Genomic DNA, 24,773 nt, shown 5'->3' on the forward strand with positions numbered 1-24,773 from the left:
CAATGCCACTCTCACCCCCAAGGCCGCGGATTCCTGGTGACGCGCGATGCTGCGTGAAAACCACCCTCATTCCGCCATCGGCACGACAGCCATATGAAAAAGCTAACTGAATTTATAAAAGTGGCCTATGGCTACGCGAAAGTCTACTCGTATGACATCTACCGTTTCGTCAGATTCAGCGGCACCCTGAGAACGCGCACGCATCCGGCCACGCGTGGCGCCCTCATGACCAAGTACTACCATATGGTGGAGAAAGGTCTAGCGTTGCCTCAGCCGCGGCCAGGATTCGGCGCCGAGATGACCAAGGATCTTGGCGATCAAATGGAGCGGGCCATGCGGGATGGCATCTGCGCACATGAAGTGCAACTGTCCGCAGACGCCCTTGATACTTACATGGCTTTCAACGCGGAGATGGGTACACCTTCGCCTTCGCACGTAACGCAGTCGGTCGTCAGCGCTCGCAATGCAGGATTTGCGCCCTCCGGCTCGGCTCTCAAGCATATGAAAGTGCGGCAGCAAGACTCTGAGATCCATCTAGCCTTCCTGCGCAGCCGCAGCTCAGTGCGCGGCTTCGGCGATGGAGCCGTGCCACAAGAGGTGTTGTTGAAGGCAGCTCAGGCGGCCCAGTTTGCGCCGTGCGTGTGCAATCGCCAGGCTGGCCGACTCTATTTTCTTACGACCGAAGAGCAGAAGCGAAAGGCACTGAGCTATCAGAAGGGAAATCGCGGCTTCGGAGACACTGCCGCCGTCATTGCAATCGTGACAGTGGATATCGCCGAGATGCTTGAACCGACTGAGCGCTACCAACACTGGATCGATGGCGGCCTGTTCGCGCAGAACTTCCTGCTCGGCATTCACGCGCAGGGATACGGAGCGTGCCCGCTTAACTGGTCTGCGCCCATCACGCGGGACATCGGGATCCGCAAGTTGGGATATATCCCGGACTCGGAGAGCATCATCATGATGGTTGCCATCGGGCCACTCAAGGACGAGTACAGCGTGGCTCGATCAGAGCGTCGACCATTGGCGGACATTGCTCACTTCCCGGACTTGGAGCACAAGCAATGAACGTGCTGCTTCTGACCTATTCATTCAATTACAACTATGGCGGCCTGCTGCAGGCATACGCGACTGCGCAATACCTGAGCAGTATCGGCCATGAAGTTGTCGTACCCACGGCTCACCCCGCCCATATGGTGGGGAACACCTCGTTCTGGCGAGGAATGGGGCTGAAGGGCGGGAATCCGCTCAAGGCCGTCCTGAGGCGCTTTCGGCAGGCCAAGCGATACCGACGTTTTGACGCTTTTCGTTCAAGGCTTCCGCTGGCTCCGCAACTGTCCTCCAAAGAGGCCATCAATGCCGCCTTGGCGCGCTTCGACGTGATCCTTACCGGGAGCGACCAGACCTTCAATACGAAGTTCATGCCCAAGTACGATTCGTACTTCTTCCAAGGCTTTCACCACGGCGGTCCACGCAAGGTAAGTTACGCTTCCTGCTTCGGTACGCGCGAGCAGAAGCCCGAGATAATCACAAGGGCTGCGCCGGATCTGAAGAATTTCGACGCGCTTGCAGTTCGCAATGAAGTGAGCCGACAGATCATCGCCGACTTGATCGGCATTGAGTCGACAGTTGTCGTCGACCCGACGCTCCTCCATGACTTCAACGAGCTGAAGTCCGATGGGGAAGGTGCTGCCGCATCCGGTCGATACATCATGGTCTATGCATTGGACACCGCAAACTTCCCCATTGCTGAACGCATCATTGGCCAGCTGAAGGAGTCCGACCCCAATCTGGAGGTTCATTTTGTCAACGGCGAGAAGAACTTTGACAAACCTGCGTGGGCGTCGCATCTGATAAATGACTATGGCCCCCTGGAGTTCCTGCGTTCGATCCAGAACTCGGCGTATGTGGTGACCGATTCCTTCCACGGGGTCATCTTCACCCAGAAGTTCGACCGTCCCTGCATCGCCTATTCCTCAGGCTGGCGCTCCGAGAGGATCGTCAGCATGATGCGAGATTTCAATGCCTCTGATCTGTTGGTGCTGGAGAATGATCCCAACGTTGTGAGGGCAGCGGTCACTCGGGTTGTCCGCGATGGCGCGCGCCTGAGCATCAGCGACGATCTGGAGAGTAAAATCCTGCGCTCGAAGCGATACCTCAACGAAGCATTGGGCAACCCGTGAATCTGAGCCAAGTAGGCAAAAAGGGGTTTGCCCACCTGCTGGTCATTGTGCTGACGAGCAGGGCGTCTGCGTTCATTGCCCAATGGGTGATGGGCATCTTCCTGTTTCCGGAAGACTTCGGACTGATTGCAATCATCTCCATCGTCTATCTCCTGGCGTCCGGATTCAAGGAAGTCGGGCTCTATCAGATACTGCAGGAGCATCGTGACGATTTTGAATCCCAAGCACCAAGCCTCACAGCCTCTGCGCAGATACTGAATCTGAGCGGCGTTGCGCTGTTGCTTGTGGCGGCGCCAATCATGGCTGAGCACTACCACGATCCGCGGCTTCTTTGGATCACGGTAGTGCTCGCGCTCACCATGCCGTTCAACATCGCCGCACTCCCATACAAGGCCAGATCGGCGATCGCGTTCAACTTCAAGCGTATTTCCCGAGTTGAATCGGTATCGGCACTGGCCAGCAACCTCAGCATGGCCGGGCTCGCCGCAGCTGGCGCGGGAATCTACAGCTTTGTCGCGTCCCAAGTGATTTTGGCGCTCGTCACATTTCTCATGTACCGCTGGGGCCAACCGCGCATTGCAAGCCCCTTATGGCCGGGCGCAAGCAGGCTTCGAGCGTTCTTCAAACGCTGCAAGTGGTTGATTGTTTCCTCCTATCTCAACAACGTTGCTACACGAGGCGAGTACCTCGTGCTGTCTCTGATCCTGAGCAAAGCGGCTCTCGGGCTGTTCTACTTTTCCTATCAGTTGATGGCAGCAGCGGTGCAGTTGATCGGAATGGCGCTGAATCATCTCCTCTTGCCGCTCTTCTCCGCGATCAGAAACGACGCGGCTAGAGTTCGCTCAGGGCTGCACAAGGCCGGCCACGCGCTTTCGCTGATGTCAGGGGCCTTGTGCCTTTCCCTGTTGGTGTGGTTCCCATTCGTCATTCGTCATGTCTGGAGCGGAAAGTGGGATGCCGCGATTTCGCTTACTCTGATAGTGACGGCCGCTGTCCCACCGCGACTGCTGTCTTCGCCACTTGGCTCTTCCGCACTCGAAGCGATGGCGCGTTACCGTGAGCGAGGAATATTGTCGCTGGTCGATGCATTGACCTTGATTGTCTTTGTCTGGATCGGCGGCCAATTCTTCGGCGTGGAAGGCGCGTGTGTCGCAATGGCGGCCCAACGGCTGAGTGCAGGAATGCTGTTCTATTTCGCCGCCGCCAGCGCCTGCGGACTGCGCACCCGCATGGCCTTCTATCAGCTCATGAAGAACCAGGCACCCTACCTTGCCTGCGTGGCGGCGCTGTCCGGATACGTTTTCCTGATCATTGGCTACAACGGTTTCATTCACCTCGGCTTTGTTCACACCCTGGCCGTCTACGCTGCACTGATGGTGGCGTATGTGGTCATGAACCATAAACGCATCGCTGAATATGTCCTTGAACGCTGACAAACAGATCCCCCACGAGCCGCAGCGCTACTGCTTCTGCGCGGATGGGCGCTATGTGGACTTCATAGTCCCTGCCGTAGAATCAATCGCGAAGAGCTGCGCGTCGGGCACCAAGTTCTCGGTTGATATCATCGTGGACAAGGAACCAAAGGCTGGCGTTCTGGGTGCACTCAAAGCACTATGCTCCGGTGATGTGACCGTCCATGTCATTGATCCCGCTCAGTTCGGCGACCTACTGGAAGTGACGCACATTTCCAGAGGCATGTATTACCGGCTATTGATTCCAGAACTGCTCGACGCGGATAAGGTCCTGTACCTCGACTGCGACGTTCTTGTAAGACACAGTCTTAGCGACCTGTTCAACATCGACCTGGAAGGTGTTCTGGCGGGGGCGGTCATCAATCCCTTCTATGATGGAAGTCGATTGGGGCTGGCGGACGGTGATCGTTATTTCAATTCCGGCGTCTTGCTCCTGAACTGCGCAGAATGGCGTGCTGATGGCACCAAGGACAAAGTTCTGGCGTATCTACGCGCCAACACGGACTTGCTGAGGATGCCGGACCAGGACGCATTGAATGCCGTGCTCAGGGGACGATGGCGCGAGCTTGATCCCACGTACAACTGCCAGGTATCAATGCTGCTCAGGCACAAGGAACTGGCTGGAGAGCTCGCACCTGGCTGGTCCATGTCATTCCTCGAGTCACCGGCGATCATGCACTTCTCCTCGGCACACAAGCAGTGGCATTCCAGCAATCGGATCGTCTTTTCGAAGGAGTACCGACAGCTGCGCACGCACATCATGGAGCCGCGCCGCGGCCCGTTCCTGGACTTCGTCATAGGCCGCATCAGGCAAGCGAAGTTCGCCATCGGGCAATCCAATCCCTACTTCTACTAATCAGTTCGACGAAAGGCGGCAATGGCAACCAGCATCCCGGCACCGACAGTTCCCCTGAAGCGGCCCACGTTCGATACCGTGCGGTTTGGCGACTTCAACATCATTTGCGCGTCACGGCAGGACCTGGTGGACATGGCGCTTTACGACTGCGCGCATCGATCGCGCCCTGCGCAGCTGGTGTTCGATGCTAATGGCCACGCATTGTCATTGGCACGCACCGATCGCAGATTTGGCTCACTTGTACAGGAGGCCGACATCATTCATGCCGATGGAGGATTTCTGGTGTCCCTGTCCAAGCGATTGAAGCTCAATGCCATCCCTGAGCGCAGTGCCACAACTGACATGCTCCACGATTTTTCGAGGGCATTCGAGAATACCGGCTTTGGGTTCTATCTTCTGGGATCCGAGGAGCGCGTCAATTCATCATGCACCAGCATTCTGCAAGAGCAGTACAAGGGCATGAAGATTTCTGGCCGTCGCAATGGGTTCTTCACCCCGGACGAAGAACAGGAAGTTGTCGACGCAATCAACGCTTCCGGCGCGGATATCCTCTGGGTCGGCCTGGGGAAGCCCAAGGAGCAGGAATTCTGCGTTCGTTGGCGCGACAAACTGAAGCCGCGATGGATCATCACCTGCGGAGGGTGCTTCAACTACGTGACCGGTGACTATCCTCGCGCTCCTGCCTGGATGCAACGCAACAACCTGGAGTGGGTTCATCGCTTGGCCACGCGACCGAAGGAGTTGTTCGTCCGATATGCCGTTACAACGCCTCACTCGCTGTGGATCGCGCTGACAGATCATTCCAAGCTGGCTTCAAAATAGTCGCACGGCAGTTCTGCTTTCTCCACTTCCCATGGCTCGGGTAGCAGCCGATGAGAGACACGCATGTCCCCCTTCTTTTCGATTGTGATTCCCACCTACAATCGCTCATCAACCATTCTCCCGACGCTGCTTTCGGTTCAGGGTCAGACGTTCTCCGATTTCGAATGCATCATCGTCGATGATGGATCAAAGGATGTCGACGCGCTGACCAGGTTGGTAGACCAGCTTGCGGATCGGCGTTTCCGTGTAATACAGCGACCCAACGGGGGAGGGGGGGCCGCGCGCAATACGGGAATCGAGGCCGCAGTCGGACTTTACATCGCATTTCTTGATTCCGACGACTTCTTTGTACCCGAGAAGTTGGAGCTCTTCCACGCGTATCTGCGTCGGTCGCCCTATCCGGCCCTTTATTCTTACGCCAAGGTGGACCGTGGAGTTCCCGAGCGCATGTGGATACGTCCCGACCGCCCGATCCGGGAGGATGAGTCGATGGCCAGCTATCTGTTCATCGCAAATCAGTTCGTGCAGACCTCAACGATCGTCATGGACAGCAGCCTCGCGAAGCGGATCAAGTTCAATCCAGAGCTTCGCAAGGGTCAAGACCTTGATTTCTGCCTCAGAGTGGACGTGGATGGGACCAAGTTCCGCATGCTGGAGCAACCCTTGATCGTCTGGACGGACATCAGCGAGGTAGGACGTACGTCGCGCCATGCGGGATCAGCGGCACCTGCCCAGTGGTTGAACCAGCACGCCCATATGATGACACCGGCGGAGATCATCGGATATCGAGCTACAGTGCTCTCCTATTATCAGCCCAAGCATCGTTTCCTGGTTGTCCTGAAGGATCTGGTACAAAGTGTGACTGTCGCGAAAGTGCCGCCCAAGGTGGCGCTCCGTCATTGGCTGCGATTCATGCTACCAAGATCGCTTTACCGCTCTATTGTCTCTGTCGCCATTCGCTCTCTGAAGCAGAAGGGCCCAAGCAGCAGTGAATTCCAAGAATGAGTATTTCCAGCGCATTCACGATCAAACGCCGGCCGTATCCAATTTCGCTGCTCTACCTTGGAACGATTCTCATCGTGACAACGGCGTGGTTACCTCGACTGTCCGGCGTGACGGTTGGCGAGCCCTTGCTGGACTTGGTTTTCGCGGCATCGTCTGCTGCCCTGTTGTGGGTTTATGGCGCACGTAAGGATCGGCTCTTTGCTCAGCAGCTCTTCTGGATTGGCTACCTTGTCGTCGGTGCGGCGCTTGCCGTTGGCTTGCGCAATACAAATCCGTTGGACTTTGCGCAGGCGTACAAATTCGTCTGGTACTTGATCCTGCTCGCACCGTTCGCGTGGGCACCTGGCCCCATGAAATCGGAAGATTTCAGGCGACTGCTGAACCTTTGCCTTTTCATGTTCTTCAGTGTCTATCTAGCAAAGCGGGCCATCGGAATTGACCGGCCCGTTCTGATGACAGAGAACAACTTCGAAATCATCTTCTTGTCGCTCGTCTACTTCAGCGCCCATGTTTCAGGCGTAAAGATCAGCGGATTGCAGACTGGGACACTGCTGGCCGTGGTCATCCTCTCCGGATCTCGCTCCGCTGCAATCGCTGCCGCCTTGGCCGTTCTGTTCGCGTTTGACTTCAGGTCCCGTAACTCTGCAAAAGTCGTCGGCGGAATGATCGCCGGCACCGCAGCAGTCGTGTTTGCATTCCTAATTTTCGAAAATCGCTCACAAGGTGGAATCGAGTCGATCGATAGATTTCGGTTTCTGATGATGTTCCTTGAGTCGATAAGAGACTGGGACGCAACAGACTATGTACTTGGTGCCGATAGGATTTCTCCACTTCCCGCGCACGTGTGCTCGTCACTCTCCTACTATCAATCGCTCTTCAGCTTTAGCGGCAACGGGAGTTGCTATTCCGTCATCCTGCATAGCTTTAATATGCGGGTGATCTACGATCATGGCCTTGCAGTAACCGCCCTGACGTTCATCTACCTCATCGGTGTGATGAGGAACGCCAAACGCCATCAGCGGCTCTGCGTCATTCTCATCGTTCTGGCAAGTGGCCTTTCCGTATCGGCCCTCAACAATGTGTATACAACACTGGGCATTGCGCTTGTATGCCTGGCAGCCGGCGCTGCGAAGAACGAAAGACGTGAATGATTCCGCCCCCGACGGAGCGAAAGCTCGACGGCTCACGCAGCAGCTCTCCTAGAACACCCAGTTGGCGACCAGGGAAATCAGATGCAAAAGTACCGCGCAGATATCGATGGCCTAAGATCGATCGCTATCCTGCCCGTGCTCCTTTATCACACAGGCATACCGCTCATCACCGGCGGGTACGTCGGTGTGGATATTTTTTTCGTGATCAGCGGCTTCCTGATTACAGGAATTCTGCTGAGAGATTTTGATAACAACACCTACAGTGTTCTATCGTTCTACGAACGGCGCATCAGAAGAATATTTCCTGCTCTTGCAGTCGTGGTGTTCTTCACGATCATCTGCGCACCTTTCATCCTGCTTCCCAGCGAGTTCGAGCCGTTCGGACGCGACGTCGCGTCTTCCCTGCTATTTGTCGCAAACATCAATTTCTGGCTGCAGTCGGGATACTTCTCCCCTGTCTCCGAGGCCAAGCCGCTCCTGCACATGTGGTCGCTGGGTGTCGAGGAGCAATTTTATCTGATCGCGCCCCTCGCACTCTTTGTGACCGTCAAGTACGCGCGTCGATATCGACTGGCGATAACGCTGATAGCGATCGGCCTTTCACTGGGCGCCTGCATCTATCTCACACCGCGATCGCCCTCGGCAGCCTTCTATCTCCTGCCTACGCGCGCGTGGGAACTTCTGGTGGGTTCGGCTCTGGCCATCTACATCTCGACCCGAGACAATCCTGCTCCAACGCGGGCTTCTGGATTGATCGGCGCCATAGGACTGGCGCTGACCATGGTTCCAGTTTTTGTCTATGACAAGTCGACTCCCTTCCCCGGCTATGCGGCCATCGCGCCAACCGCAGGCGCGGCCATGCTGATCTATGCTGGGCCCAGCAGCTTCGCTGGACGATTGCTCAGCACAAGGCCGCTGGTCTTTATTGGCCACATTTCCTACTCCCTGTACCTCTGGCATTGGCCAGTAATCACCCTGTTTAGGAACGTGGGCTGGCTCGAAAGCAGCTTGGGCAAGGCAATCGTCATCCTTCTGTCGTCCCTGCTTGCATGGCTCACGTGGCGGTTTGTTGAATCACCCACCCGCGATCGCACGAAGATCGGCAGCAGAACGCTTTTCGTAGGCGCAGCTTCCTCGACCGCGATCTTGTTGTTCGTCTCGGCAATCTATTCCTCTCTCGGAGGATGGCCGGGCCGGCTACCTGCCTCGACGGTCGCGTTTGACGCCGCCAGGAACGACTACAGTCCAGACCGGGCTCGGTGCCATTTCGACGGAGGCCTCCCTGACTATTCTTCGGCCTGCGTGCTTGGTCCCAAGAATGGCCTCAAGGTGGCAGTGTGGGGAGATAGCCATGGTGTAGAGATGGCGAAAGCTATCAGTGAGCAGGGCTTTTCCGTCAGGCAGCTCACCTATTCATCCTGCCCGCCCAGCTCCAACGGCGTAGGTACGAGTAACCGCCCTCAGTGCAGTGACTGGAACAAGCAAGTTGCCAAAAGCCTCGCCGATGACAAGTCAACCGGCGTCGTAATTCTATCGGCATACTTTGAATCACCGGTGTCACGCTCGGCGACCAGGCAGAACGAGCTTGCCAGAACGGCGTCGTTCCTCAGGAGTGTCGGAAAGCATGTCATTGTAATTGGACCGTTTCCGATGATCAGCCAGCGCACTGACTTGCCAACTTATCTTGCACGCGGTGGGAGCGCCAAACACGTCATCCAACTCGAAGGGATGAAAGAACTTGAGAGCACGCTGTCGAAGTCGGCAACATTGTATTCCCCTCAAAGGCTCTTTTGCCAACGCGATATATGCAACTTCGCGCCCGGCGGTAACGCCATACTTTTTGACTCGCATCATCCCAGCATGTCGGCTGCACGTCTTGCAGCGGCGCAGATAGCGCCATTGATTGATGACGTCATCGGGGAATGATAGCGTTGCCGCCCTTTTGTCCGTTATTGAATTGCAGCCACATGGCTGACCAACTGGCGACGTCCCGCAGTTCCTTTGAAGGATGATTCATGAGATCAGCATATTGGGATAACTGGAAAGGGCTCGCCATTGCCGCAGTCGTTACGATTCATGCGTGCAGCGCATTCCCAGGCGGCACAGCAGAAACCGGCGCGGCCACCCAGGAAATGTGGATCAGACAGCTGACCAACTTCGCAGTCCCATTTTTCTTTGCAGCCGCAGGCTTCTTTGCTCCGAAGGGGCAGATTACCTGCATCAGAGAATTCTATGCTTCCCGATTGCTGCGAATACTGCCGCCGTATCTGGTCTGGACCACGATCTATCTGGGCGTTGGAGCATTCCGTGAAGGGATGGATCCAATCACGGCACTCAAAGGCTATGTATTCGGAACGGGAATAGGAATCGGCTACTTCGTAATTGTCCTGTGCCAGTTCACTCTTCTAACTCCTTTGCTGCTGAGTCTAAAGAGTCTCACAACGCACTGGATCGTGATTATTTCCATTTCTCTTGTGGGAATCGCATACACATATTATTTTCAGACCATCGAACCCAATACCAGGCTATCGGGCTTTCCCGCTCATGCTCTGCCCTTCTTTGTCTGGTACCCCTTCTACCATCTCGGACTGGTAGCCGGGTGGCGACGCGATGCTTCACGGATTCCGCTCCGCATCATCATTGGCGCTGTGCTTCTTGCCTTCGCCGCTGGACTGCTGGAGAGTAAATACTGGCTTGCGACAATTGGCGGATCTTTCCCATTCTCGCAGCTCAAGGTCTCGAATTTCCTGTATTCAGGAGCACTATTCGCATTGGCCATCCGCCTCGCCGATGCGCAGACGCTCCTGCACAAGGGCGGCGTGCTCACCTGGCTTGGACGCAACTCGTACGCCATTTACTTGATCCATATGTTGTTCCTGCCCTCGATTCTTTCGCTATTGAAGGATTCCTGGCCATGGTCAACAAGCGGTTTGGCGCTCGTACTATCCGGTGCAGTGTTGTGCCTGGCCGTTACGAGTCTCACTGTGTTCCTGCTGAGGAAGCGCCTTCCAGAATCCCCTGCCCGCTATATTCTCGGCTAGGTGCCTGCTGCGCCAACCGCCTGGAGTTGCAGATGGCGAGGCCATCTGACATGGCCAGGCTGGGGGCATCTCGACCGGGTAAGTGCTCCATACCGGGCCGGGGTTCGACTGCGAGCCGCATTGCGAGCACTCAGGAACCGGCCAGAGCGCGTATGGCGATGCCCCTGTCGCATGGACCGGGCAACCTTGAGCGTGAGTCCCATCATCTCATCAGGCGATTCTCGACTGATCCAGCGGGCTTCATTGTCGGCCTCCCTGCGGATGGGCGAGCGGCCGGGCGCTTCGGCCATCGGTTCCACATTGCCCGTTCTTCTGTGCTCGAAATCCAGCAGCGCAATCAGGGGCAGATTTTTATCGTGGACTCCGCTAGAATTCCGCCCTACCACCGGACAACCGGTGGGTTCTACAACGCGCCCGTAGCTCAGCCGGATAGAGTAGTGGCTTCCGAAGCCATTGGTCGGGGGTTCGAATCCCTCCGGGCGCGCCATCTTTCCCTGCTCAGGCCATCGATTGTTGGCCCACCGGCACGGCCCCAGAATCAGCAGGCCGCTGATATTCCACGCTGAGACCTGGGAACCGGCAGCCGCCGAGCGCAGGCCCAGCGCCACAGGGGCGAGCACACCGGTCCACACAGCAACGCCGGGCATGGCCCGGCGCTACCGTGGGTGTACGGATCAGTACGTGCCGTCGAAGGCGAAGATCGGCTTGCGCTGCTTCCACGCACCAGCGGTGAAGTCAGGGAACTCCAGCGTCTGGAAGCCATTGGCAATGGACTGCTCGGACAGCGGGGTGATCGCGCTCCAGGTCACTGCATCGTAGATGTCGATCGGCATCGGCGCCTTGGCCTTCAGTGCCTCGACGAACGCATGGATGACGAACCAGTCCATGCCGCCGTGACCGGCGCTGGCCGCGGTGTCGGCATGCTGCTTCCACAGCGGGTGCTCGTACTGATCCTGGTAGGTCTTGAACTCTTCCCACTGGTGCGGCGGGCTGCGGCCTTCAATGTGGATCGAGTGGTTGACGTCCATCCACAGACCCTTGGTGCCCTGCACGCGGAAGCCCATCGAGTACGGTCGGGGCAGCGAGGTGTCGTGCTGCAGCAGGATGGTCTCACCGTTCTCGCAGGCAAGCGTGGTGGTCACGATGTCACCCAGCTTGAACTTAACTTGGGTGCTGGGGTGGGTGGTGCCACCGCTCTTGGCCACGGTGTACTCGTGCAGGCCGCGTGCCTTGGTCGCGAAAGCGTTGATATGGGTAAAGCGGTTGCCGCGGTTGATGCCGGTGTACATCGCGCATGGGCCGATGCTGTGGCTGGGGTAGAGCTCGCCGTTGCGCTCCACCGAATGCTCGGTGCGCCAACGTGCCTCGCTCCAGCCCTTGGGACCGAACTCCACGCCGCTGTCGTAAGGCTGGCTGGGATCACCGGAGTTGAACTTCACCCCGCGCAGGTCATGCTGGTAGCCGGCCTGCAGATGCACCAGCTCGCCGAACAGGCCCTGTCGCACCATCTGCAGGGCGGCCATCACATCGCGGCGGTAGCAGACGTTCTCCAGCAGCATGTACGGCGTGCCGGTTGTGAGCTGGGTCTTCAGCACATCCCAGTGGTCCTGCAGGGTGATGCCGGCCACCACCTCGCAGCCTACGGCCACGCCCGCCTGCATGGCGGCGATCGCCATCGGCGCGTGGTATTCCCACGGCGTAGCGATGATCACGCCATCGATGCCCTTCTGTTCCAGAAGGCGCTTCCAGGCGTTGCTGTCGCGATCCTGGCCATAGGTTTTCGGCGCAGGCTTGCCGGCCTTGGTCACCATGTCCACGGCACGACCCAGCATGATCGGCTCGATGTCGCACAGTGCAATGACCTCGACATCGTCGCGGCGCACCAGCTCCTTCAACAGCACCTGGCCGCGCATGCCGGTACCGATCATGGCCAGGCGGAGCGTGCGCCCGCGCGCCCAGGCCGGGGTCTGTGGCAACAGGCTGCTGGCGGCGACGGCGGCACTGGCCGCGATGAACTCCCTGCGTTTCATGGCAAACATCTCTCCTCTTGGAAGCGCGCCGGCCGCAACCGGCGCGCTGGATCACTCGAACCTGCTTACTTGAATCGATAACCGATGGTCACACTGTAACCACGGCCGAAGATCGTCGCGTAGTCGCTGGAGTCACCCAGGAAGCTGTTCGGATCGTAGAACGGCAGCCGGTCGAACAGGTTCTTGACGGTGAAGCTCAGGTTCCAGGCGTCGTCGGGGCGCCAGGTGACGCTCAGGTTGGCGGTCCACCAGGACGGCGCGCCGTCGCACTTGCTGGCCTGCAGCGCCAGGTAGCCGGCGGTGCAGGTCTCCTTGTTGTTATCCACTTCATCCACGCGGTCACGGGCCCACTTGGTACCGCCCACATAGTTGACGAACATGCTGGTGGTCACCTGCTTGTAGGTCCAGTCGGCGTTGAGCGTGGCGCGCAGGCGCGGGTTGTTGTAGTAGCCCACCACGTCGCCGTAGTACCAGCCGCTTTCCTCATCCATGTAGTAGCGGTTGCGATTGGCGATGGTGGCGGCCAGGCCCACGTTCAGCCCGCCCCACTCGCCCAGCGAGAAGCGGCTGCGTGCGTCCACGTCGAAGCCGTCGACCAAGGTCTTGCCGCGATTCTTGTACTGGCCGACCACGCTGGCCACGTTGCCCACGCTGTAGCCGGGCAGGACCGAGGGGCAGCTCACACCGCTGGCCGGGTCGGCGCACATCGCCGCCAGCTGGGCCAGGTTTGCACGATCGGCATCAGTGATCGGCGAACGGGTGGAGGAGATGATGTCGGTATCACGGCTGAAATCCGGGGCGACGATCTCGTTGTTGCGGTAGATGAACCAGTAGTCGGCCGACACCGACAGCCAGCTGGCCGGCTCGTAGACGAAGCCCAGGGTGGCGATCTTGGCCTTCTCCGGCTTCAGGTCCTGGTTGGGCTGGGTCATGCGGGCCACGGTGCGGCTGCAATCGACGTTGGCCAGGCTCTTGCCCAGGTCCACGTCACCGGCGCGCTGCGACTGCCGCAACAGGTCGGCGATCGCGTTGGTCTCGGCGCAGCGCACCTCATCGCGGTAGCCACCGAGCTGGGCGAACACGCCACCGCTGCCGGACTCGGCCAGGCTCGGCGCACGGAAGCCGGTCGAATAGGTGCCGCGCAGCATCAGTTGATCGAATGCCTGGTACTTGAAGCCGATCTTCGGTGCGACGTTGGCGCTGAAGTTCGGGTATTTGTCCACGCGGACCGCGGCATCCAGTTCCAGCTTGTCGGTGATCGGCGCCACCGTTTCGGCGAACAGTGCATAGGTGTTGCGCGCACCGTCGAACCACGAGCCGCCCTGCTGGGTGATCAGGCCGGCGGCGGCGTCGGCATTGCCCGGCGTGTAGAAGGTTTCGCGGCTGGCATTGAAGCCGAACGCGGCGCGCATCTCACCGGCCGGCAGCTGGAACAGCGGGCCTTCGATCTTGCCGTCCAGGGTGTGCAGGCGCGTCCAAGACTGGATGTCGAAGGTCGGGAACGCCTCGCGGATCAGCGCTGCGTTGGCTTCGCTGATCTCACCGAACTTGTATGCCGGATGGTCGGAAATGATCACCCGCCCGGTACCCGGATCCACCGAGTAGGGGCCGAAGGCCTTCTCGAAGCCCTTCAGGTTGACGTTGATGGTCTGGTAGGTGGTGGAGTGCGTGCCGGCGGTGGCGAAAGCAGTTTCCCAGTTCCAGTCACCCATGTTGCCACGTGCACCGGTCAGCACGCGGTAGCTCTTGTCGGTGTTGCGCTGGCCGAAGTAGTTGGCGCCGGCATCCTGCAGCAGGTACTGCAGGCCAACTACGCCGCCCATCATCGCCTTCAGTTCAGGGCTGGCGTGGTTGTACTCGTTGTTCGGCCCCAGGTAGGGATACAGGAACTGGTTGACCGTAGTGCCGGTATCGCGGGAGAACCAGCTGGTCGGGTTACCGGTGGTGGTGCCATAGCTGCGGGGTGTACCGCCATTGGCACGCAGATCGATGTCGGTGTAGGTCGCCTCGGCGAAGATTTCGGTCGAGTCGCCCACCAGGAAGGTGCCATTGAGGTAGGCGGTGTTGCGCTCGGACTTGGCGCCGGCGTCGATCTCGTTGTTCATCCAGGTCTCCCAGACACAACGCGGACCGGCGGCCTCGCCCTGCAGCACGTTCTTGCACCCGGGTGCGGCCTCCTGCACGCGGCGGCCGGTGACCGGATCGAAGGCGAAGTAACTGCCCGGGTTGAACTCACCCGGCTTGCTGCCCACGCCCAGGCGCAGGTTCGTCAGGTAATTGGGATTGTTGACGTAGTACTGCTCGGGACGCTTGTCGTAGAAATCACGCAGCGGGATCGCGTCACGGCGGTACATATTGACCGCACCGTAGATGTTGAAGCGGTTCTCGGCCAGGTCGCCGAAGCCGGCGGTGATGCTGGCCTGGCGCTCACCGTAGGAGTCGATGCGCGATGACGTATCGTTGGTGAAGTTGATCTCCGCGCCCTGGAAGTTGCGTTTGGTGATCACGTTGATCACACCGGCCACGGCGTCGGTGCCGTACACCGCCGAAGCACCATCGGTGAGCACTTCCATGCGTTCGATGGCGGCAGCCGGGATCGCATCGATGTTGACGAACTGGGTCTGGAAGCCGGCGGGTGCGCCGTAGTACGACAGGCGACGACCGTTCAGCAGCACCAGCGTGCCCTGTGCGCCCAACCCACGCAGATTGGCCTGCGAGGCACCGTCGGAGCCGGTGAACAGCGAGCGCGAATCCTGCTGCGCCGGGCGGGCAGCCGGCAGGTTGTCGAGCACCTGCAGCAGCGTACGCGCACCCATGTTCTGGATGTCCTGCTTGCTGATGACCTGGACCGGCGAAGCGGTTTCCACATCGGTACGGCGGATGTTGGAGCCGGTGACCTCGATGCGGGCCAGGTCGGTGGCGTTGTCCTTGCTGTCCTGCGCAGCGGCAGGCAGGGCGACCGAGAGCAGCGCGCCGGCAATGGCCAGCGTCAGCGGAGCGATCGTGCGACAGGGGGGGCGGCGGTAGCGTGCGGGCAACATCGGGGTTCTCTCCTGGCAGGGGTGCGGCGCGAATGTGGATCAGCGGGCAAAACGCTCCCGGGCCACGGCCAGCAGGCCGCAGTCGGTATGGGCGGGGGAGGAGCGGTGTTACGAAGGGGTCATGGGGCGACGATGCTGGCGGAGTCGCCCTCCTGGCCGATCAGCACGGCGTTGGCCCAGTTGGCACAGACCTGGGCGGGTTGACTGCCCTGCGCACCCAGCGTGCGCAGGCTCAGGGTGGTAAGGCCACGGATGTCCAGCTCCGGCTTGACCACGCCGGGCGCCTTCACCAGGCCGCTGTCGTAGAGCAGGCGGTTGTCGCCCCAGACCTGGAACTGCAGGCCGCCTGCGCTGCGGCAGGCATCATCGATGCCCAGATCCGCACGCAGCAGACGCCAGCCGCCCTGCAGACGCAGGTCGATGCGGCTGTTCGCGCCCACTCCCAGGCCACGGCGGAACTGCAGGCCGTTCATGCGCATGCCGGCCTCGCCACGGAACGCCTGGTCGGCGCGCACCTGGCTGGCCAGCGCGGCCGGCACCGGCAGCTCGGAGAGATAGCGCTGCCGGGCCGGTCGCTCCGGTTCCTGGTGCTCGAGGATGTGGAAGGTGGACAGCGCGATCGGGCCGACATCGCGTGGCTGCAACGCGTCGAACGCGCGGGCGCTGCCCTGTGCCGCAGTGACCATCGGGTCGGTGCTGCTGGCGCCGTCACCTTCGGGGTTCTGCACGCTCAGCACCCGGAAACGCAGCAGGCGACCAGCGTGTGCGGGGAAGTCGATGCGCTGCATTCCTTCCTTCAACTGCAGCCGGCCCCGGGCGATCGGCTCGCCCCATTCGCCATTGCTGTCGCCCAGGTACACCTCGTAGTCGCGGACCTGGCCATGCTTCCAGTTCTTGTCGTTGCGTGGCGCCAACTCGATGCCGTCGATCATCCGGCGCTCACCGAAGCCGACCACCCATTCGTGGGCGCCGGTGCGCACGGCCTGGTTGCGCACGCTGCGGAACCAGGTGGCCGGGTCATCGTCGAACGCGTTCTCCAGCGGATGGCCAGGCTCTTCCGCCGGGCGGTTGACCACCAGCAGGCTGTCGGCCGGCAGCTCGCGGCCGAGCACCGGCGCGGCCGGATATGCATCGTCCGCAGCGGCGGCGGTCACGGCGAAGTCCAGCTGCACCTGCAGTGGCTGGCGGATATCCTGCGTGGCGGTACGCACATGGACGGTGCCGCCACGCTCACGGGCATCGAAGTACCAGCCTTCGTCGGCACCGTTGAAGGCTGCCGCGTCGGCCAGCGCGGGCAGCACACGGGCGCCGGCCTGCACTGCGCGCGGGGCCTGCCGGCTCAACACGCGCAGGCCGTAGCGACGCTGCGCCAGCTGGCCCTGGTAGGTGCCCTGCACGGCCGCGATCTGCACCTGGACCGGGCCACTGCCCTGTGCCGGCGCCTGCACGCGGATCTGCTGCGTGCTCGATTCGCCCTGCTGGTAGCGGCGGGTGTTGCCGTCGTCTTCATACAGGGTGTACTGCGATTCGCCCTGCGGATAGAGATCGAAGGTGACCTCGTCCAGCGGCTTCTCGCCATCGAACAGCATCGACGGATACATCGGCAGGATGGCCCCGGCGCGCACGAACACCGGCAGCGTGGCCAGGTCGACCTGGCGGTCGAGCTGACGGCCCTCGGCGCCCGCCTGCACGCGGCGGCCATCCCAGTAGTCGATCCATCCACCGGCCGGCAGATGGATGTCGCGCCGCCAGCCGCGGCTGGCCGCCTGGCTGCGGTAGACCGGTGCGATCAGCAGATCGCGGCCCAGCAGGAACTGATACTTGTAGGTTTCGTCCTGCGCGTGCGGATCGCGGGGGTAGTCCCACATCAACCCACGCACCGGCGGCGCGCCGGTCTGCGCGGCGTCGTGCACCAGCCCGTACATGTACGGCGTCAGCCGCATCTTCAGTTTCAGATAGTCGCGGTTGATGCTGCGGTAGGGTTCGTCGTACCACCACGGGTGCTTGCGCGCGTTCGACGACCAGCCACTCATGCCCATCAGTACCGGAGTGAAGGCCTTCCACTGCAGGTCGCGGGTGTAGGTCTCGGCGCTGCCGCCGAAGATCGCATCGACATCGCCACTGGCATAGGCCATGCCGGACAATCCCGAGCCGACCAGGGTCGGCACGTGCCAGCGGATGTAATCCCAACTGCTGCTCTGGTCACCGGTCCAGGCGACCGCGTAACGCTGGATGCCGGCCCAGCCCATCACCGTCCACAGGAAGGGACGCGAATCGGAATTGTCGACGATGCCATTGAACGCCTGGCGGTTGGCGTCCATCGCGAACTGATAGCCCTTGCCGGTCCAGGCCACATCCAGCTTCTGTACACGGCTGCCGGCCTTTCCGACTTCCCAGGCGATCTTGTCGACACCGTTCTCCGTCCACAGGCCGGTGCGGAAGCCGTATCCGGCCAGACCCTTCACCGTCTCGGGCAACTGCTTGTAGCCGCAGCCATAGCCGTCGTTGGGCAGGATCCAGCCACCGGGCATGTCGTGTGCCCGGTACTGCTTGGCCACGCTGTCGACCACGTCAGGCGTGGTGCCGGTCGGGCCATCGCTCCAGCCCTCGGGCACGGTGCCCGGCTTCTTCGCGTTGTCGCCGTCGTTGTAGCAATCGGCATCGCCATAGGACAGCGCCCAGCGCGCGACCATGTTGGGGCGGCCGGTCAGCTGCGTGTAGCGCTCGATCAATGCCGGCAGATCGGCACCGACGAAGTAGTAGGCGTCGAAACGATCTTCGCGATGCAGCAGGGTGGACTGATCGGGCTGGCGCAGGTCGTAGCTGCCGTCGCTCCACGTATTGCGCAGCATGCCCCAGCCGCGGCTGCTCAGCAGCATCGGCGCCGGGCTCGGTCGATCACCCTCTTCCCAGCCGCCGGAGTAGGACACCTCAAGCTCGCGTCCCTTGAACTGGTAACGGCCGTTCTGCTGGCCGCCGCCGAAGAAACCTTCGTCGGGCTGCGACGAGAGTACCTGCACGCTCTGTGCAGCATCCAGGTCCAGCGGCTGCAGCTCCTGCCACAACGCAGTGGGCTGGCCATTGTCCAGACGCTCCAACCGCAGGCGCAGCGGCTGGCGCTGTACGTGCAGCACGAGTGCGCCGGTGCGCAGACGGATCTCCTGCGCATCTTCTTCCAGCTGTGCCTGCACGTCGGCACTGGGCTGGGGCAGCACGATCGGCGCGGCCTTGTCGCCGGCTCCGGTCAGTACCCCCTTGCGCCCCGCCTGCACACGGACAATGTCGGCAGCCGGCAGTTCGATGCGCACACGCGCGCCGGTGTCGGTCTGCAGGTCCCAGGCGGGCGTGCCCGCCTTGCTGGCGGTGACCGAGCGCAGGTTGCCGATGGGTTCGGCGTGGGCCGACATGGACGCCAGCAGCAGCACCGGCAACAGGGCCGGCATCAGCGGCGAGCGACGAATGCAGATTTCCACGCGGACTCCCAACCCGTTCACCGGGCGTTTCGAAAGCGGTTGGGCCGACTCTAGGGCAGGGATTCGAAAGATGTCAACAAATGGAAAGCAAAAAGTAAGATAAGTTCGACTGAAACGAAAGGTGATGCGGCGCAATACTTTGTGTAATCGCTTGCACCCCCCTGTTAAGCTTGGTGCGATACGGCATTTTTCGATTCCTTTCGTTTTGGACGATTGCGGTCTACCAGAAACGCCAAGCGCTCTTTATCTTTCTTTTTGCTTTCGGTATTTGACATTTCGAAAGAAAACACAGATCGTGCGATGGCCCAACTGGAACCTCCGAATGGACGTCACCCTGCTTTCCGATGTGTCCGCCTGGCAGCGCCGGGGCGGAGCCGATACCGCTACTGAAATCGCCCAGCAGCCAGCACTGTGGGACGCGCTTGCACAGGATCTGCTGCAGGCCCGCGAACGCCTGCAGGCCTTCCTGGGCGACCGCCTCGACAATCCCGATCAGCGCGTGTTGTTCACTGGCGCCGGTAGTTCCGGCTTCATCGCCGAGATGGTGGCCGATGCGATCAACGCGCAGTGGGCCGCTGACGTCCGTGTGGTGCATACCACCAGCCTGCTGACCCATCCGGCGCTGTATCTGCAACGCGACCGCCCCACCCTGCTGGTTTCGTTCGGCCGCAGTGGCTCCAGCCCGGAAAGCGTGGCAGCGGTGGACCGTGTGCGCAGCGACGTGGATGACGCACGCTTCCTCGACATCACCTGCAACGCTGATGGCGAACTGGCCCGGCGCGGTGCCGGCCGTGCCGATACCTGCACCCTGTTGATGCCGTCGGCCAGCTGCGACCGCGCCTTTGCGATGACCAGCAGCCTGACCTGCATGCTGCTGGCCGCGCTGACCGTGTTCGACCGCTCACCGTGGCAGACGCGGGTGGCACGCCTGACGCAGCTCGCTGCGCTGGCCCGCGAAGGCCAGGCGCAGTGGGGTGCACCGGTGGCCGCGCTGGCACAGCGCCCCTTCAACCGCGTCATCTACCTGGGCAGCGGTCCGCTGGAAGCGCTGGCGCGCGAGTGCGCGCTGAAGGTGCTGGAGCTGACCGCCGGCCGCGTGCTGGCGCTTGCCAACACGCCGCTCGGCTTCCGCCACGGCCCGAAATCCACGCTGGATGGCAGCACCCTGGTGATCGTGCTGCGCAGCGTGCAGCCGCTTGCACGCCGCTACGAGCAGGATCTGCTGGACGAGCTGCGCCGCGATGGCGTGGCCGGCCAGGTGCTGGCCATCGGCCCGCATTCGGACATCGGTGCCGACGATGACTACACCCTCGCCGTACCCGTCCTGGAGCCGGTTCTGGATGATCCCTGGCTGGCGCCGGTGTGGCTGGCCTTCGGCCAGCTGTTCGCACTGCAGCGCTCGGCCGCGCTGGGGCTGACCCCGGACAATCCGTTCCCCGACGGCACGGTGAACCGCGTGGTCAAGGGTGTCACCATCCACCATGGCTGAGTTGATCGCCCATGCCTGCTACGGCATCGATATCGGCGGCACCAAGATCGAGCTGGTGGCGTGCGATGCGGCGATGCAGGTCACCTGGCGCCGCCGGGTGGCCACTCCGCAGGGTGACTACGATGGCTTTCTGCGGTCGGTGGTGGCGCTGGTCGCCGACGCCGATGCCGCACTGGGCCGCAACGATGCGGCCATCGGCATCGCGCTGCCCGGCGTGCGTGACCGCCGCACGGGCCGCCAGCTGAGTGCCAACGTGCCGGCGCTGACCGGCCACAGCGTGGCGGCCGATCTGCAGGCACGCCTGCAGCGTCCGCTCCACTTCGGCAACGACCTGCAGTGCTTCGCCTTGTCCGAAGCGCATGGCGGCGCAGCCGACGGCTACCCCAGCATGTTCGGCGCGATCCTCGGCACCGGCGCCGGTGGCGGCTTCTGCCTGCAGGGTCGCCTGCTGTCCGGCTTCAACGGCCTGGCCGGGGAATGGGGCCACTGGAGCGTGCCGGGCCACCTGCTGCAGCGTCACGGCCTGCCGTTGATCGACTGCGCATGCGGCCTGCAGGGCTGCGTGGAGCGCTATGTGTCCGGCAGCGGTCTGGCGATGATCGAACGCCACCTGGGCGGTGCGGCCGTCGATGCCAGTGCGGTGATCGCGATGGCCGAAGGCGGCGATGCGCGCGCACGCAGCGCGCTGGACATCCACCGCGACCTGCTCGGCCACAGCCTCGCTGCGCTGGTGCTGGCCCTGGACCCGCATGTGATCGTGCTCGGCGGCGGCCTCTCGCAGTACACCCCGCTGTACCAGCAGCTGCCGGCGGCAATCGCTGCCCATCTGTTCAACGGCGTGCAGGTGCCGCCGATCGTGCCCCCGCGCTTCGGCGATGCCGGTGGCGCGCGCGGTGCCGCGCTGCTTGCCTGCCAACCCTCGTTTTCCTGATTGTCCGGAGCATGACCATGTCCCCGTTGCAGACCCTGCTTGCCTCCCACCGCGCCGGCCACAATGTGGGCCTGTACAGCGTCTGCTGCAGCAACGAACAGGTGCTGCGCGCGGCCATGCACGTGGCACTGGCACACGACACGGTGCTGCTGGTCGAAGCCACCTCCAACCAGGTCGACCAGTTCGGCGGCTACACCGGCATGACCCCGCCGCAGTACCGCGACTATGTCGGCACGCTTGCAGATGAGGAAGGGTTTCCGCGCACGCGGCTGATCCTGGGCGGCGACCACCTCGGTCCGAACGCCTGGCAGAAGCGCCCCGCCGCCGAAGCGATGGCCCACGCGCGCGTGCTGATCGAAGCCTACGTGGCCGCCGGCTTCCACAAGATCCATCTGGACTGCAGCATGTCCTGCGCCGACGATCCGGTGCCGCTGCCTGATGCCACCGTGGCCGCGCGTTCGTCGGAACTGGCGACGATCGCCGAGCGCACGGCTGCCCGGCTCGGCCTGCCGGCGCCGGTGTACGTGATCGGCACCGAAGTGCCCGTTCCCGGCGGCGAAGCCTCGCTGGCCGGCGGCCTGCAGGTGACCACACCGGCAGCCGCCGCGCAGACCCTGGCCATCCACCAGCAGGCATTCGATACCCCCGAACTGCGCGATGCCTGGCAGCGCGTGATCGCGATGGTGGTGCAGCCGGGCGTTGACTTCGATCACAGCAGCGTGCACGAGTACGACCCGGTCGCCGCCAATGCGCTGGCCGACTTCCTCGAGCAGCAGCCGCGCATCGTGTTCGAGGCGCACTCCACCGACTACCAGCGCGAAAGCGGACTGCATGCGCTGGTCCGCGATCATTTCGCGATCCTCAAGGTCGGCCCCGCCGCCACCTTCGCCTATCGTGAGGCGCTGTTCGCGTTGGCAGCGATCGAACAGGCGCTGCTGCCGGCTGCGCAGTGCTCGCGCCTGCCACAGGTGCTGGAGGAGGTGATGGTGGCGCAGCCGAAGTACTGGCAACCCTACTACCAGGGTGACCAGGCGACACTGCGCCTGTTGCGCAGTTATTCCTTCAGTGACCGCTGCCGCTACTACTGGGGCGAGCCGGCACTGCTGCGCGCCGTGCAGACGCTGTTCTCCAACCTGGAGCAGCACACGCCACCGTTGGTGCTGCTGAGCCAGTACCTGCCGGAGCAGTACCGCGCCGTGCGTGACGGCCGCCTGGCCAACACGCCGACGGCCCTGGTGCAGCACCGCATCGGCCAGTGCCTGGGCGAGTATGCCCGCGCCTGCAGTGCCAACCAGGCAGGCAAGCGCGGTCAGGACACACGATCCGCTGCCGGCATTGCTGCGAACGGCTAATCTCTACCCCTCACAGCAGACCCGAGACTCCGCCATGCGCAACACTCGCTCCCGCCGGCAACAGATCCTGCAGCTGCTGATCGAGCACGGCTCGGTGCAGGTGGCCGATCTGGTCGAGCGCTTCGGCGTGTCCGCGGTGACGATCCGCGCCGACCTGACCCACTTCGAGTCGCAGGGCCTGGCCAACCGCACCCACGGTGGCGCCAATCTGGTGCGCACGCCTCCGCAGGAGCAGGACATCCATGAAAAGGATGCGCTGAATCTGCCCCTGAAGGAGTCCATCGGCGCCTGCGCGGCGAACCTGGTGCAGGCCGGTGACAACATCATCATCGACTCCGGTTCGACCACCATGACGCTGGCCCGCCATCTGCGTGGCCGCCGCGATGTGACGGTGATGACCAATGGCCTGAACATCGCGTGGGAACTGGCCAATGCTGCCGGCATCAATGTGCTGCTGACGGGCGGGCTGCTGCGTCAGCAGTCGTTGTCGCTGCAGGGCAGCCAGGCCGAAGCCAGCCTCAACTCCTACAGCTTCGACACCCTGTTCCTGGGCGTGGACGGATTGGACCTGCAGTTCGGCCTGACCACCCACGATGAGGCGGAAGCGCGCCTCAACCACCGCATGGTCGAGCGCGCGCGGCGCATCGTCGTGCTGACCGACGCCTCCAAGTTCGGCCGTGTCAGCCTGCATCGCATCGCCCGCCTGGATCAGATCCATACCGTCATCACCGACGCCGGCATCGACGACGCAACCCGCGAGGGCCTGCAGCGGCTGGGCATCGAAGTGATCATCGCCGAGCCGCCCGCATGACCGACACCCGTTCCCTGCATGGCCGCATCCTCACCCCGCTGGGGTGGCGACGTGGCCATGTCCACTTCGACTCGCATGTGCGCCAGCTGCAGGTGGACGACCACAGCGGCGGTGATGACCCGCAGCTGCAGGTGATCCTTCCCGGTTTCATCGATCTGCATGTGCACGGCGCTGCCGGTGTAGACCTGATGCAGGGCGGCGACGTCGCCCGCACCATCGCCCGCACCCACCTGCGCTTTGGTACCACCACCCTGCTGGCGACCACCATGACCGCCGGCCTGGACGAGATCGAGTACGCCCTGCAGGGCGTGGCCGCCACCATGGCAGCACCGGACGACGAGGCCGCATGCATCGCCGGCGTGCATCTGGAAGGGCCGTTCATCAGCCCTCAGCGCCTGGGCGCACAGCCCAACCGTACGATCGAGGCGACGCTGGCACTGGTGCAGCAGCTGCATGCGCTGGCACCGATCCGGGTGATGACGCTGGCGCCGGAGATCGGCGAACACACGGCGCTGATTCCTGCGCTTTCGGCGATGGGCATCCGTGTGCAGCTCGGCCACAGCGCGGGTACTTACGAAGAAGGTGTAGCCGCTCTGCAGGCGGGTGCATCCGGCTTCACCCATCTGTTCAACGGCATGACCGGCGTCGATCACTATCGCCCGGGCATCGCGGCGGCGGCGCTCGCCCATGCACGTTACGCCGAGATCATTCCCGACCTGCAGCACATCCATCCCGGCGTGATCCGCCTGGCCGCGCGCGCGATTCCGCGCCTGTACGCGGTGACCGACGCTACGGCCGCCACCGGCATGCCGGATGGCGAGTACGCGCTGGGCGAACAGCGCGTGCACAAGTGTGGCGGTTGCGTGCGGCTGGCGACCGGTTCGCTGGCCGGCAGCGCGCTGACCATGGACCAGGCACTGCGCAACCTGGTGCGTGTCGGCCTGGATCTGGCCGACGCCTCGCATCGCGTTTCCACGTTCCCGGCCGACTACCTGGGCCTGGGCGATCGCGGTCGCATCGCGCCCGACGCCCGCGCCGATCTGGTGGTGCTGGACGCTGGGCTGCGCCTGCAGCAGGTGGTGGTGGGTGGCCGGGTGGTCGAGCTGCACTGAGCAA

Annotated in this window: 17 protein-coding genes and 1 tRNA gene; 15 read left to right on the forward strand and 3 right to left on the reverse strand. The window is 62.2% G+C overall.

Annotated elements, in window-relative coordinates; translation table 11 throughout:
- Nucleotides 1-93 precede the first annotated feature (93 nt).
- The 10 genes from ACVOME_RS09835 to ACVOME_RS09880 all read left to right on the forward strand — a co-directional run bounded on the left by ACVOME_RS09835 (nucleotide 94) and on the right by ACVOME_RS09880 (nucleotide 11,017).
- Nucleotides 94-1,068 carry a nitroreductase family protein gene (locus tag ACVOME_RS09835; protein WP_081284358.1) on the forward strand — a complete coding sequence of 325 codons (975 nt, stop codon included), beginning with the start codon at nucleotides 94-96 and terminating at the stop codon, nucleotides 1,066-1,068.
- On the forward strand, nucleotides 1,065-2,183 hold the full coding sequence (locus ACVOME_RS09840) for a polysaccharide pyruvyl transferase family protein (protein WP_065181482.1): 1,119 nt from the start codon (nucleotides 1,065-1,067) through the stop codon (nucleotides 2,181-2,183). Before ACVOME_RS09835 ends, ACVOME_RS09840 begins: the two co-directional genes overlap by 4 nt.
- A complete protein-coding gene (locus ACVOME_RS09845; RefSeq protein WP_065181481.1) occupies nucleotides 2,180-3,616 on the forward strand; it encodes an oligosaccharide flippase family protein in 1,437 nt (478 codons plus the stop codon). The genes ACVOME_RS09840 and ACVOME_RS09845 overlap by 4 nt, the downstream gene beginning before the upstream one ends.
- Nucleotides 3,606-4,511, forward strand: coding sequence for a glycosyltransferase family 8 protein (locus ACVOME_RS09850; RefSeq protein ID WP_196768729.1), 906 nt, complete (start codon nucleotides 3,606-3,608; stop codon nucleotides 4,509-4,511). Before ACVOME_RS09845 ends, ACVOME_RS09850 begins: the two co-directional genes overlap by 11 nt.
- A 21-nt stretch (nucleotides 4,512-4,532) precedes the next feature.
- Complete coding sequence (locus tag ACVOME_RS09855; protein WP_065181479.1) at nucleotides 4,533-5,333, forward strand: WecB/TagA/CpsF family glycosyltransferase; 801 nt, start codon at nucleotides 4,533-4,535, stop codon at nucleotides 5,331-5,333.
- A 63-nt stretch (nucleotides 5,334-5,396) separates the two neighbouring features.
- Nucleotides 5,397-6,338 carry a glycosyltransferase family 2 protein gene (locus ACVOME_RS09860; RefSeq protein WP_065181478.1) on the forward strand — a complete coding sequence of 314 codons (942 nt, stop codon included), beginning with the start codon at nucleotides 5,397-5,399 and terminating at the stop codon, nucleotides 6,336-6,338.
- The gene (locus tag ACVOME_RS09865; protein ID WP_262219001.1) at nucleotides 6,335-7,489 is read left to right on the forward strand and encodes a hypothetical protein; all 1,155 of its coding nucleotides are present in this window, start codon (nucleotides 6,335-6,337) and stop codon (nucleotides 7,487-7,489) included. The genes ACVOME_RS09860 and ACVOME_RS09865 overlap by 4 nt, the downstream gene beginning before the upstream one ends.
- An 81-nt stretch (nucleotides 7,490-7,570) precedes the next feature.
- Nucleotides 7,571-9,415, forward strand: coding sequence for an acyltransferase family protein (locus ACVOME_RS09870; protein ID WP_262219002.1), 1,845 nt, complete (start codon nucleotides 7,571-7,573; stop codon nucleotides 9,413-9,415).
- An 89-nt stretch (nucleotides 9,416-9,504) separates the two neighbouring features.
- Nucleotides 9,505-10,530, forward strand: a complete 1,026-nt coding sequence (locus ACVOME_RS09875; protein ID WP_481505040.1) for an acyltransferase family protein — start codon at nucleotides 9,505-9,507, stop codon at nucleotides 10,528-10,530.
- A 410-nt stretch (nucleotides 10,531-10,940) separates the two neighbouring features.
- Nucleotides 10,941-11,017 (forward strand) — tRNA-Arg (locus ACVOME_RS09880).
- A gap of 187 nt (nucleotides 11,018-11,204) precedes the next feature.
- Here ACVOME_RS09880 and ACVOME_RS09885 read toward each other — a convergent pair.
- The 3 genes from ACVOME_RS09885 to ACVOME_RS09895 all read right to left on the reverse strand — a co-directional run bounded on the left by ACVOME_RS09885 (nucleotide 11,205) and on the right by ACVOME_RS09895 (nucleotide 19,074).
- Nucleotides 11,205-12,560: a Gfo/Idh/MocA family protein gene (locus ACVOME_RS09885; protein ID WP_111187265.1), complete on the reverse strand. Its 1,356-nt coding sequence runs from the start codon at nucleotides 12,558-12,560 to the stop codon at nucleotides 11,205-11,207.
- A gap of 65 nt (nucleotides 12,561-12,625) precedes the next feature.
- On the reverse strand, nucleotides 12,626-15,601 hold the full coding sequence (locus ACVOME_RS09890) for a TonB-dependent receptor domain-containing protein (protein WP_065181474.1): 2,976 nt from the start codon (nucleotides 15,599-15,601) through the stop codon (nucleotides 12,626-12,628).
- A 119-nt stretch (nucleotides 15,602-15,720) separates the two neighbouring features.
- Complete coding sequence (locus tag ACVOME_RS09895; protein WP_262219004.1) at nucleotides 15,721-19,074, reverse strand: TIM-barrel domain-containing protein; 3,354 nt, start codon at nucleotides 19,072-19,074, stop codon at nucleotides 15,721-15,723.
- A 322-nt stretch (nucleotides 19,075-19,396) separates the two neighbouring features.
- On the opposite strand from ACVOME_RS09895, the gene ACVOME_RS09900 reads away from it, so the two are divergent.
- From ACVOME_RS09900 to ACVOME_RS09920, 5 genes are read left to right on the forward strand one after another with little or no spacing between them, the layout of a single operon-like run.
- Nucleotides 19,397-20,563: an SIS domain-containing protein gene (locus ACVOME_RS09900; protein ID WP_262219005.1), complete on the forward strand. Its 1,167-nt coding sequence runs from the start codon at nucleotides 19,397-19,399 to the stop codon at nucleotides 20,561-20,563.
- The gene (locus ACVOME_RS09905) at nucleotides 20,556-21,494 is read left to right on the forward strand and encodes an ROK family protein (protein WP_262219006.1); all 939 of its coding nucleotides are present in this window, start codon (nucleotides 20,556-20,558) and stop codon (nucleotides 21,492-21,494) included. The genes ACVOME_RS09900 and ACVOME_RS09905 overlap by 8 nt, the downstream gene beginning before the upstream one ends.
- 17 nt (nucleotides 21,495-21,511) lie before the next feature.
- A complete protein-coding gene (locus ACVOME_RS09910; protein ID WP_253119160.1) occupies nucleotides 21,512-22,846 on the forward strand; it encodes a D-tagatose-bisphosphate aldolase, class II, non-catalytic subunit in 1,335 nt (444 codons plus the stop codon).
- Nucleotides 22,764-23,657, forward strand: a complete 894-nt coding sequence (locus ACVOME_RS09915) for a DeoR family transcriptional regulator (RefSeq protein WP_346475376.1) — start codon at nucleotides 22,764-22,766, stop codon at nucleotides 23,655-23,657. Before ACVOME_RS09910 ends, ACVOME_RS09915 begins: the two co-directional genes overlap by 83 nt.
- Nucleotides 23,654-24,769 (forward strand): N-acetylglucosamine-6-phosphate deacetylase, encoded by a 1,116-nt coding sequence (locus tag ACVOME_RS09920; protein ID WP_481505041.1) that lies wholly within the window; start codon nucleotides 23,654-23,656, stop codon nucleotides 24,767-24,769. Before ACVOME_RS09915 ends, ACVOME_RS09920 begins: the two co-directional genes overlap by 4 nt.
- The last annotated feature ends 4 nt before the right edge of the window (nucleotides 24,770-24,773 follow it).

It is taken from the genome of Stenotrophomonas sp. STEN008 (genome assembly GCF_056760435.1).

Excerpts from the sequence above, each read along its gene's own strand:
- ACVOME_RS09915 (WP_346475376.1), top strand. The coding sequence starts at position 22,764 with ATGCCCGCGCCTGCAGTGCCAACCAGGCAGGCAAGCGCGGTCAGGACA.
- ACVOME_RS09860 (WP_065181478.1), top strand. The coding sequence starts at position 5,397 with ATGTCCCCCTTCTTTTCGATTGTGATTCCCACCTACAATCGCTCATCA.
- ACVOME_RS09920 (WP_481505041.1), top strand. The coding sequence starts at position 23,654 with ATGACCGACACCCGTTCCCTGCATGGCCGCATCCTCACCCCGCTGGGG.
- ACVOME_RS09885 (WP_111187265.1), bottom strand. The coding sequence starts at position 12,560 with ATGAAACGCAGGGAGTTCATCGCGGCCAGTGCCGCCGTCGCCGCCAGC.
- ACVOME_RS09865 (WP_262219001.1), top strand. The coding sequence starts at position 6,335 with ATGAGTATTTCCAGCGCATTCACGATCAAACGCCGGCCGTATCCAATT.
- ACVOME_RS09905 (WP_262219006.1), top strand. The coding sequence starts at position 20,556 with ATGGCTGAGTTGATCGCCCATGCCTGCTACGGCATCGATATCGGCGGC.
- ACVOME_RS09890 (WP_065181474.1), bottom strand. The coding sequence starts at position 15,601 with ATGTTGCCCGCACGCTACCGCCGCCCCCCCTGTCGCACGATCGCTCCG.
- ACVOME_RS09840 (WP_065181482.1), top strand. The coding sequence starts at position 1,065 with ATGAACGTGCTGCTTCTGACCTATTCATTCAATTACAACTATGGCGGC.
- ACVOME_RS09870 (WP_262219002.1), top strand. The coding sequence starts at position 7,571 with ATGCAAAAGTACCGCGCAGATATCGATGGCCTAAGATCGATCGCTATC.
- ACVOME_RS09875 (WP_481505040.1), top strand. The coding sequence starts at position 9,505 with ATGAGATCAGCATATTGGGATAACTGGAAAGGGCTCGCCATTGCCGCA.
- ACVOME_RS09910 (WP_253119160.1), top strand. The coding sequence starts at position 21,512 with ATGTCCCCGTTGCAGACCCTGCTTGCCTCCCACCGCGCCGGCCACAAT.
- ACVOME_RS09900 (WP_262219005.1), top strand. The coding sequence starts at position 19,397 with ATGGACGTCACCCTGCTTTCCGATGTGTCCGCCTGGCAGCGCCGGGGC.
- ACVOME_RS09835 (WP_081284358.1), top strand. The coding sequence starts at position 94 with ATGAAAAAGCTAACTGAATTTATAAAAGTGGCCTATGGCTACGCGAAA.
- ACVOME_RS09855 (WP_065181479.1), top strand. The coding sequence starts at position 4,533 with ATGGCAACCAGCATCCCGGCACCGACAGTTCCCCTGAAGCGGCCCACG.